At 76.5% G+C, this 10,717-nt stretch carries 2 protein-coding genes; both read right to left on the bottom strand.

Going from position 1 to position 10,717, the window contains the following annotated elements; genetic code table 11:
* Positions 1-18 precede the first annotated feature (18 nt).
* The gene (locus tag ACWDXC_RS14675) at positions 19-5,325 is read right to left on the bottom strand and encodes an SDR family NAD(P)-dependent oxidoreductase (RefSeq protein WP_449981654.1); all 5,307 of its coding nucleotides are present in this window, start codon (positions 5,323-5,325) and stop codon (positions 19-21) included.
* Between the two features lie 4 nt (positions 5,326-5,329).
* Complete coding sequence (locus ACWDXC_RS14670) at positions 5,330-10,696, bottom strand: type I polyketide synthase (protein ID WP_449981652.1); 5,367 nt, start codon at positions 10,694-10,696, stop codon at positions 5,330-5,332.
* Positions 10,697-10,717 lie beyond the last annotated feature (21 nt).

The raw sequence follows: 10,717 nt of genomic DNA, 5'->3' as shown, positions 1-10,717 counted from the left end.
CCGGTCGCGGTCATGTCGTCACAGTTCGTTGTCGATGAGGGCGAAGATCTCCTCGTCGGAAGCGGAGTCGATCTTGTCCATCACGCCGCCCGCGTCCGCGGGGGCGGCGCCGAGCTTGGTGAGCGCGCCCTGCAGGATCGGTACGAGCCGGCCTCGGATGGCGTCTCCTTCGCCGTTGGCGTTGAGCAGCAGGTCGTCGATCTGCTCCAGCGCCTTGCGCAGGGTGTCCTCGGGTGAGGGCGGCGCGGGGGCGAGGACGCCGGCCAGGTAGGCGGCCAGCGCGTTGACGGTGGGGTGGTCGAAGACGAGCGTGGGCGGCAGGCGCAGGCCGGTGTCGGCGTTGAGCCGGTTGCGCAGTTCGACGGCGGTGAGGGAGTCGAAGCCGAGCTGGTTGAAGGGCCGGTCGAGTTCGACGCTGTCGGGGCTGCCGTGCGCGAGGACGGCGGCGACCTGGGCGCGTACGGTGTCGACGAGCAGGCGGTGGGCGTCCTGGCGGGGCAGGGTGGCGAGGCGGGCGGCGAGGGCGCCGGGTCCGGCTCCGGCGGGGGCGCCAGCGGCGCGGCGGGGGGCGCGGACGAGGCCGTGGAGCATGGGCGGCAGGTCGCCGGTCTCGGCTCTGGCGCGCAGCCCGGCGGTGTCCCAGCGGGCGGCGACGACGAGCGGGTCGGGGCTGGTGAGCGCGGTGTCGAACAGGTCGAGGCCCTGGTCGACGGTGAGGGGGGCGATGCCGGCTCGGGCGAGCCTGGCGACGTCCGTCTGGGTGAGGGCGCCGGTCATGCCGGATTCGGTGTCCCACAGGCCCCAGGCGATGGACACGCCGGTGAGGCCGTGTTCGCGCCGGTGGGCGGCGAGGGCGTCGAGGAAGGCGTTCGCCGCGGCGTAGTTGCCCTGGCCGGGGTTGCCGAGGACGCCCGCGAGGGAGGAGAACAGGACGAAGAACGCCAGGTCGCGGTCCTGGGTGAGCTCGTGCAGGTGCCAGGCGGCGTCGGCCTTGGGGCGCAGCACGGTGTCGATCCGGCCGGGGGTCAGGCTCTCGACGAGGCCGTCGTCGAGGACTCCGGCGGTGTGGACGACCCCGGCCAGCGGGACGTCCGCGAGCAGGGCGGCCAGGGATTCGCGGTCGGCGACGTCGCAGGCGGCGACGGTGACGCGGGCGCCCAGCCCCTCCAGCTCCGCCACCAGCTCACCGGCACCCGGTGCGGCCTCGCCGCGCCGCGACACCAGCAGCAGGTCCCGTACGCCGTGGCCGGTCACGAGGCGGCGGGCCACGAGGGCGCCCAGGCCGCCGGTGCCGCCGGTCACCAGCACGGTTCCGGAAATTTCGGGTAAGGGGTGGGGGTCGGGCTTGCGGCGGGCCAGGCGCGGGATGAGGGCCTTGCCGTCCACGACGCGGACCTGGGGCTCGCCGGTGGCGGTGACGAGGGCCCAGTCGGTGTGGCCTTCCTGGGCCTCGGCCAGCACGAACCGGCCGGGCTGCTCCGACTGCGCCGAGCGCACCAGCCCCCACACGGCGGCCGCCGCCGGGTCGCCGGGCCGGGTGGCGAAGACCACGGTGGCGTCGTCGGGCTGCGCGGCGACGGCGTCGAGGACGCGTGTGGTCAGCTCGCGCACGCGGGACGGCACGTCGGGGTGGTCGCTGACGCACGGGATCACCACGGGGTCGGCGGCTCCGGCCGCGGCGGCGGGGGCCTCGACCCAGTCCACGCCGTGCGCTGCCGTGCCGGTGGCGGCGCGGCGGGGCGCGGCGGCGCGGACGCGCAGGCTGCCGATCGACAGGACGGGCGCGCCGTCCGGACCGGCCGCCTCGACGTGCGTGTCGTCGCCGTCCACGGCGAGGCGTACGCGCAGCTCGGGGGCCTGCGAGGCGTGCAGGGCGACGCCGCCGAACGCGAACGGCAGCCGCAGCTCGTCGTCGCCGCCGGCCAGCACGAGCGGGTGCAGCGCGGCGTCGAGCAGGGCGGGGTGGATGCCGAACCCGTCGGGGTCGACGCCGTCGGGCAGGGCGACCTCGGCGAACAGCTCGTCGCCGCGCCGCCACACCGCGCGCAACCCCTGGAACGCCGGACCGTACTCGTAGCCGCGCTCGGCCAGCCGCTCGTAGCCGCCCTCGACCTCGACCGGCTCGGCGCCCTCCGGGGGCCAGGTCCCGGCCCACGGGTACGCGGCCGTGTGCGGGGCGCCGGGGGTGAGGGCGCCGGAGGCGTGCCGCTGCCAGCCGTCGGGGGTGCGGGAGTGGACGGCGACGGCGCGGCGTCCTTCGTCGCCGGGCGGGTCGACCGTGACCTGGAGGGTGACGGCGCCGCTGTCGGGGATCGGCAGCGGGGCCTCGATGACGAGCTCGTCCAGGCGGCCGCACCCGGCGTGGGCGCCGGCTTCGAGCGCGAGCTCGGCGAACGCGGCGCCGGGCAGCAGCGCGCCGCCTTCCACGGCGTGGTCGGCGAGCCAGGGCGCGCCCCGCGCCGACAGCGGGCCGGACAGCACGTACGCGTCGCCCGCGACGGGGACGACGGCGGCGAGCAGCGGGTGCCGGGAGCCGTCGATGCCCGCGCCGGCCGGGCGGGCGGGCGCCTCGTGGTCGCCGAGCCAGTAGCGGCGCCGTTCGAAGGCGTAGGTGGGCGGCTCCGCGGCCGGGTACGGGGCGGCGGCCAGGGCGGTGAGCCAGTCGACCGGCGCGCCGAGCACCCAGGCGTGGGCGAGCGCGGCCAGCATGCGCGGCCAGTCGCCCGCGCCGCGCCGCAGGGAGGCACAGACCCCGGCGGTGATGCCGGCGGCGTGCCGGCTGTCGTCGGCGTCGGCGCCGAGCACCGGGTGCGGGCTGCACTCGACGAACAGCGGCGTGCCGGTCCCGGCGAAGGCCCGGACCGCCTCGTCGAACAGCACCGGGTTGCGCAGGTTGTCGTACCAGTAGCCGGAGGTGAGCCGGTCCGGCTCGACGAAGCGCCCGTCGAGGGAGGAGCAGAAGGCGACGCCGGTGTCCTGCGGCCGTACGCCGTCGAGGGCGGCGGCGAGCTCGTCGGCGATGGGCTCGACGAGCGGGGTGTGGGAGGCGTAGTCGACGGCGATGCGGCGCGTGCGGACGGCGTCGCCGCAGGCGGCGGCGAACTCGTCCAGGGCGGCGTCCTCGCCGGCGACGACGCAGGAGGCGGGGCCGCTGTGCACGGCCACCCAGAGGCGGCCCGCCCACGGCTCGATCCGCGCCTGAGTGTCGGCGGCGGGCAGGGCGACGGCCATCATGCCGCCGGTGCCGCTGAGCCGCAGCAGGGCGCGGGAGCGCAGGGCGACGACGCGGGCGGCGTCCTCCAGGGTGAGCGCCCCGGCGACGCAGGCGGCGGCGATCTCGCCCTGGGAGTGGCCGAGGACGGCGGTGGGCTGGACGCCGAGCGAGCGCCACAGCTCGGCGAGCGAGACCATGACGGCGAACAGGACGGGCTGGATGACGTCGGTGCCGTCGAGCGCGGGGGCGCCGCCGGTGCCGCGCAGCACGTCGACGACGGACCAGCCGGTGTGCGGGCGCAGTGCCTCGTCGCAGCTCAGCAGCCGGTCGTGGAAGACGTCGCTGGTGTCGAGGAGGTCGACGGCCATGCCCGCCCACTGGGAGCCCTGGCCGGGGAAGACGAACACGGGCCGGGGGGCGGGCAGCGCCTCGCCGAGGACGGCGGCGGCGTGCGGGGCGCCGGTGGCGAGGGCGTCGAGCGCGTCGAGCAGCTCGGCGCGGCCGTCGGCGACGACGGCGGCGCGGTGTGCGAACGCGGCGCGGCGGGCCAGGGCGCGGCCGGTGGCGCGCAGGTCGGCGTCGGTGGCGGTGGCGGCGTAGCGGCGCAGGCGGGCGGCCTGGGCGCGCAGCGCGGTCTCGGTCTTGGCGGACACGGTCCAGACGAGCGGCTCGCCGGTCGTGGCGGGCGTGCCGGCGGGGGCGGGGACGGCTTCGAGGATGACGTGGGCGTTGGTGCCGCTGACGCCGAAGCTGGACACGCCGGTGCGGGCCGGGCGGTCGGCGGGCAGCGCGACCTCCTCGGTGGCCACGCGGACGCCGCCGGACTCCCAGTCGACGTGCGCGGTGGGCTCGGTGACGTGCAGGGTGCGCGGCAGCACGCCGTGGCGCATGGCCTGCACCATCTTGATCACTCCGGCCACCCCGGCGGCGGCCTGGGTGTGGCCGATGTTGGACTTGACCGAGCCGACCCACACGGGCTGGTCATCGGCGCGGCCCCGGCCGTAGGTGGCCAGCAGCGCCCCGGCCTCGATCGGGTCACCGAGGCGGGTCCCGGTGCCGTGCGCCTCGACGGCGTCCACGTCGCGGGTGTCCAGCAGGGCGTCGGCGAGAGCCTGGCCGATCACGCGTTCCTGGGCGGGGCCGCTGGGAGCGGTCAGGCCGTTGCTGGCGCCGTCCTGGTTGACGGCCGAACCGCGGATCACCGCGAGCACGCGCCGCCCGTTGCGGATCGCCGACGACAGCCGCTCCAGCACCAGCACGCCCACGCCCTCGGACCACGCCGCCCCGTCGGCGGAGGCGGAGAACGACTTGCACCGCCCGTCCGCCGACAGCGCCCGCTGCCGCGAGAACTCGATGAACGGCACCGGTGACGCCATCACCGTCACGCCGCCGGCCAGCGCGAGCGCGCACTCCCCGCGCCGCAGCGACTGCACGGCCAGGTGCAGGGCGACGAGCGAGGAGGAGCAGGCGGTGTCGACGGTCAGGCTGGGGCCCTCCAGCCCGAGCGTGTACGAGACGCGCCCCGACAGGACGCTGGAGGCGCTGGAGGTGAACAGGGTGCCCTCGACCGAGCCGGGGGCCAGCTCCAGGAACCGGGTGGAGTAGTGCTCGTACATGCATCCGGCGTAGACGCCGGTGCGGCTGCCGCGCAGCGTGCCCGGGTCGATCCCGGCCCGCTCCAGCGCCTCCCAGCACGACTCCAGGAACAGCCGGTGCTGCGGGTCCGTCGCCAGCGCGCTGCGCGGGCTCATGCCGAAGAATCCCGCGTCGAACTCCCCGGCGTCGTGGACGAAGCCGCCGTGCCTGACGTACGACTTGCCCGCGGCCTCGGGGTCGGGATCGTAGAGGCCGTCCAGGTCCCAGCCCCGGTCGGCGGGGAACTCGGTGATGGCGTCGCCCCCGGACGCCACCAGGTCCCACAGCTCCTCGGGGCTCGTCACCCCGCCGGGGTAGCGGCAGGCCATGCCGACGATCGCCACCGGCTCGTGCCGGCGGCCCTCCTCGTCGGCGAGTTGCCTGCGGGTGTCCGCCAGTTCGACGGTCGCGCGCTTGAGGTAGGCGCGGAGCTTGTCCTCGGTGCCCATCGGTCTGGCCCTTCCGGTCTCGGTCATGGCGTCACATCTCGTTGTCGATGAGGGCGAAGATCTCCTCGTCGGAAGCGGAATCGATCTTGTCCATCACCGTGTCGGGACGGCCCGCGCCGTCCGGAGCCGCGCCGAACCTGGCCAGGCCGCTCTGCAGCACCGCGACGAGCTTGCTGCGGATGGCCTCGCCGTCGCCCGTGGCGCTGGTGAGCATGGATCCCACACGTTCGAGCGCGCCGCGCAGGGTCTCCTCCGGGGAGGGCGGGGCAGGCGCGAGGGTGCTGAACAGGTACTCGGCGAGCGAGCTGATCGTCGGATGGTCGAAGACGAGCGTGGGCGGCAGGCGCAGACCGGTGTCGGCGTTGAGCCGGTTGCGCAGTTCGACGGCGGTGAGGGAGTCGAAGCCGAGCTGGTTGAAGGCGCGGTCGACGCTGACCTTGTCGGGGCTGCCGTGGGCGAGCACGACGGCGACGTGGCCGCGCACCCGTTCGGTGAGCAGGCGCAGCGCCTCGTCCCTGGTGAGCGTGGCGAGCCGGGACATCAGCTCGGCCACGCCGGCGGGCTTGGCGGTGCGGCGGGGGGTGCGGACGAGGCCGTGCAGCATGGGCGGCAGGTCGCCCGCCTCTGCTCGGGCGCGCAGCCCGGCGGTGTCCCAGCGGGCGGCGACGACGAGCGGGTCGGGGCTGGTGAGCGCGGTGTCGAACAGGTCGAGGCCCTGCTCGACGGTCAGGGGGGCGATGCCGGTACGGGCGAGCCTGGCGACGTCGGCCTGCGAGAGGCCGCCCGACATTCCGGACGCGGTGTCCCACAGGCCCCAGGCGACCGACACCGCCGCCAGGCCCAGCTCCCGCCGGTGCGCGGCGAGGGCGTCCAGGAACGCGTTCGCCGCCGCGTAGTTGCCCTGACCGGCGTTCCCCAGCACCCCGGCCAGCGACGAGAACAGCACGAAGAACGCCAGGTCCCGGTCGCGGGTGAGCTCGTGCAGGTGCCAGGCGGCGTCGGCCTTGGGGCGCAGCACCGCGTCCATGCGTTCGGGGGTCAGGCTCTCGATCAGCGCGTCGTCCAGGACGGCCGCGGTGTGGACGACCCCGGCCAGGGGCACGTCCGCGAGCAGGGCGGTCAGCGCGTCGCGGTCGGCCACGTCGCAGGCCGCGACCGTGACCCGGGCGCCCAGCCCCTCCAGCTCCGCCACCAGCTCACCGGCACCCGGAGCGGCCTCACCACGCCGCGACACCAGCAGCAGATCCCGTACCCCGTGACCTGTCACCAGACGGCGGGCCACCAGCGCGCCCAGACCACCCGTGCCACCAGTCACCAGCACAGGTCCCGAAATTTCCGGCAATGGGCGGGTTTCGGGCTTGCGGCGGACGAGGGCCGGGGCCAGCACCCTGCCGTCGCGGACCCGTACCTGGGGCTCGGCGACGGCGGCCAGGCTGCCCCAGTCGGCGTGGCCGTCCTCGACCTCGGCCAGCACGAACCGGCCGGGCTGCTCGGCCTGCGCCGCCCGCACCAGCCCCCACACGGCGGCGCCCGCCGGGTCGCCGGAGCGGGTGACGAACGCCAGCCGCGACTCGGCCATCCGCGCGTCGCCGATCGCCGCCAGCACCTGCTGGGTGAGCCGGCGGACGGCGGCGGGGACGTCGCCGGGACGGTCGGTGACGCACGGGATGACGACGGCCTCGGCCACGCCGCTGCCGGGCGGCGTCTCGGACCACTCCACGGCGTACACGGCCTGCGCGGGCCCGGCCGGCGTCCCGGACGGAACCGCCCGCACGCGAAGGGAGGCGAAGGAGAGCGCCGGCTGTCCCGCCGGGGTGGCGGCCTCCAGCGCGCACTCGTCGCCGCCCGCGCCGGTCAGGCGCACCCGCAGCCGGTCCGCGCCGGGCTGGAGGAGCCGCAGGCCGCGCAGCTCGAACGGCAGCCGCACGCTCTCGTCGTCCCCGGCGACGAGCAGCGGGTGGAAGGCCGCGTCGAGCAGCGCGGGGTGGATGCCGAACCCGTCGGGGTCCACGTCGCCGGGCAGGGCGACCTCGGCGAACAGCTCGTCGCCGCGCCGCCACACCGCGCGCAACCCCTGGAACGCCGGACCGTACTCGTAACCTCGCTCGGCCAGCCGCTCGTAACCGCCCTCGACCTCGACCGGCTCGGCGCCCTCCGGAGGCCAGATCGCGGCCCACGGGTACGCGGTCGCCTGCGGGGCGCCGCCCGCCGTGACGGTGGCGGACACGTGGCGGGTCCAGTCGGCGTCCGGGTCGCCGGCGGGCCGCGAGTACACGCGTACCGGCCTGGCCCCCGCGTCGTCGGCGCTCTCGGCGACCACCCGGACGGCCACCGCGCCCTCCGGCGGCAGCGTCAGCGGCGACTCGAACACCAGCTCCTCGACCGCGTCGCAGTCCACCCGCCCGGCCGCCTCCAGGACCAGCTCGGCCAGCGCCGCCCCGGGCAGCACGACCGTCCCGGACACCGCGTGCCCGGCCAGCCAGGGCGCCGTGGCCACCGACAGGCGCCCGGTCAGCACCACGGGCCCGTCCTCGGGCAGGTCGACGGCCGCGCTCAGCAGCGGGTGCCCGGCCTCGCGCAGCCCGGCCGCCGCCAGGTCGGCGGCGGGCGCGGGCGGGGCGAGCCAGTAGCGTTCGCGCTCGAAGGCGTACGTCGGCAGGTCCACGAGCCGGCCGCCCGCCGCCCGCGCGGGCCAGTCCACGCGCACCCCCGCCGTCCAGGCGCGGGCCAGGCAGCCGGCGAGCCCGTCGGTCTCGGTACGGTCGCGGCGGTGCAGGGGGACGATCGCGGCGTCCTCGCGGGTGACGCAGTCGTGCGCCATCCCGGACAGCACAGCCTGCGGCCCCACCTCCACGAAGACGCCGACGCCCTCGTCCTCCAGGCGGGAGATCGCCGCCCGGAACAGCACCGGCCCGGTGATCTGGTCGAGCCAGTAGGAGGTGCTCGCCCACGTGCCGCCCGCTCCCGGGACGACCGTGGTGTGCGGCCTGCCGAACGTCACCCCCGCCAGCTCGGCGGCGAACGCCGACAGCATCGGCTCCATCAGCGGCGAGTGGAAGGCGTGGCTGACCGGCAGGCGGCGGATGCGGCGGCCCCGGGCCCGCCACTGCTCGGCGACGGCCAGGCACTCCCGCTCGGCGCCGGACACGACCACGGCGGCAGGGCCGTTGACGGCGGCGACGCTCACGCGCGACTCCAGTCCGGCGATCGACCCGGCGACCTCCTCGGCGGTGGCCTCCACGGCCACCATCGCGCCGGGCTCGCGCAGCTCCTGCATGAGCCGGCCGCGCGCGGCGATGAGGCGGGCGGCGTCGGCCAGGGACCACACCCCGGCGGCGTACGCGGCGGCGTACTCGCCCACCGAGTGCCCGGCGACCGCGTCCGGCCGCACGCCGTGCGAGGCGAGCAGCTTGAGTGCGGCCACCTCGAAGGCGAACAGCGCCGGCTGCGTGTAGGCGGTCCGGTCGAGCAGAGCGGCGGTGGCGCTGCCGGGCTCGGCCCACATCACGTCCCGCAGCGGCCTGTCGAGGTACGGGCCCAGCGCGTCCCACACGTCGTCCAGGGCGGCGGCGAACACGGGGGACGCCGCCGCGAGCTCGCGGCCCATCCCGGCCCGCTGCCCGCCCTGCCCGGTGAACAGGAACGCCGTCCTCGGCTGCTCCCCCGCCACCCCTTCCACCACGGTCGCCCCGCTCGGGGAGCTCCCGTCGGCGGGGACCGCCCTCCCGTTGGCGTGCGCGGCGGGGACCGCTGTCCCGTTGGCGTGCGCGGCCGGGGCGGGTGTGCCGGTGGCGTACGCGGCGAGGGCGGTGGTGAGGGCGGCGTGGTCGGGGCCGAGGACGACGGCGCGGTGCGGGAGGGCGGCGCGTCCGGCGAGGGTGCGCGCCACGTCGGCGGGCCGGGGCGGCTCGTCGGAGGTGACGGCGGCGTGCAGCCGGGCGGCCTGGGCGCGCAGGGCCCGGGGGCTGCGGGCGCTGATCGGCCAGGCGACCTGCTCCGGTGGCTCCGGCGTCACGGGCCCGGACTCGGGCTCGGCGGCGGGCTCGGCGGCGGGGGCCTCCTCGATGATGAGGTGGGCGTTGGTGCCGCTGATGCCGAACGAGGAGATCCCGGCCCGGCGCGGCCGTTCCCCCGAGGGCCAGGCACGGGCGGCAGTCAGCAGCTCGGCCCGCCCGGACTCCCAGTCGACGTGCGGGGTGCGTTCGGTGACGTGCAGGGTGGGCGGCAGCACCTCGTGGCGCATGGCCTGCACCATCTTGATCACTCCGGCGACGCCGGCGGCGGCCTGGGTGTGGCCGATGTTGGACTTGACCGAGCCGACCCACACCGGCCGGTCGTCGGCGCGGCCCCGCCCGTAGGTGGCCAGCAGCGCCCCGGCCTCGATCGGGTCACCCAGACGGGTCCCGGTGCCGTGCGCCTCGACGGCGTCCACGTCCCGCGTGTCGAGCCGCGCGTCCGCCAGGGCCTGGCCGATCACGCGCTCCTGGGCCGGGCCGCTCGGTGCGGTCAGCCCGTTGCTGGCGCCGTCCTGGTTGACCGCCGAACCCCGGATCACGGCCAGCACGCGCCGCCCGTTGCGGATCGCCGACGACAGCCGCTCCAGCACCAGCACGCCCACGCCCTCGGACCACGCCGCCCCGTCCGCCGAGGCCGAGAACGACTTGCACCGCCCGTCGGCCGACAGCGCCCGCTGCCGCGAGAACTCGACGAAGATGTCCGGCGCGGCGATCACGGTGACGCCGCCGGCCAGCGCCAGCGTGCACTCGTCCTGGCGCAGGGCGCGCGTGGCGAGGTGGAGCGCGACCAGGGACGACGAGCAGGCCGTGTCCACGGTGATGGACGGCCCCTCGAGCCCGAGCGTGTACGAGACGCGCCCCGACAGGACGCTCGGCGTGCTGGAGGTGAGCAGGCTGCCCTCGACCTCTTCGGGCACCCGGTCGAGGAAGCGCGTGGAGTAGAGCTCGTACATGCTCCCCGCGTAGACGCCGGTGCGGCTGCCGCGCAGCGTGCCCGGGTCGATCCCGGCCCGCTCCAGCGCCTCCCAGCACGACTCCAGGAACAGCCGGTGCTGCGGATCCGTCGCCAGCGCGCTGCGCGGGCTCATCCCGAAGAATCCCGCGTCGAACTCCCCCGCGTCGTGCAGGAACCCGCCGTGGCGCACATAGGACTTCCCGGACGCCTCCGGGTCGGGGTCGTACAGCCCGTCCACGTCCCAGCCCCGGTCGGCGGGAAACTCGGTGATCGCGTCGCCCCCGGACGCCACCAGGTCCCACAACTCCTCCGGGCCCGTCACCCCGCCGGGGAAACGGCACGCCATGCCGACGATCGCCACCGGCTCGTGCCGGCGGCCCTCCTCGTCGGCCAGCCGCCGGCGGGTCTCCGCCAGCTCGACGGTCACACGCTTGAGATAGGCACGGAG

It is taken from the genome of Nonomuraea sp. NPDC003214 (assembly GCF_053590035.1).
This window is presented reverse-complemented; position numbering and strand designations above follow the sequence as displayed.

What these genes read in the sequence shown, in the direction of transcription:
- ACWDXC_RS14675 (WP_449981654.1), bottom strand. Translation starts at nt 5,325, where the DNA reads ATGACCGAGACCGGAAGGGCCAGACCGATGGGCACCGAGGACAAGCTC.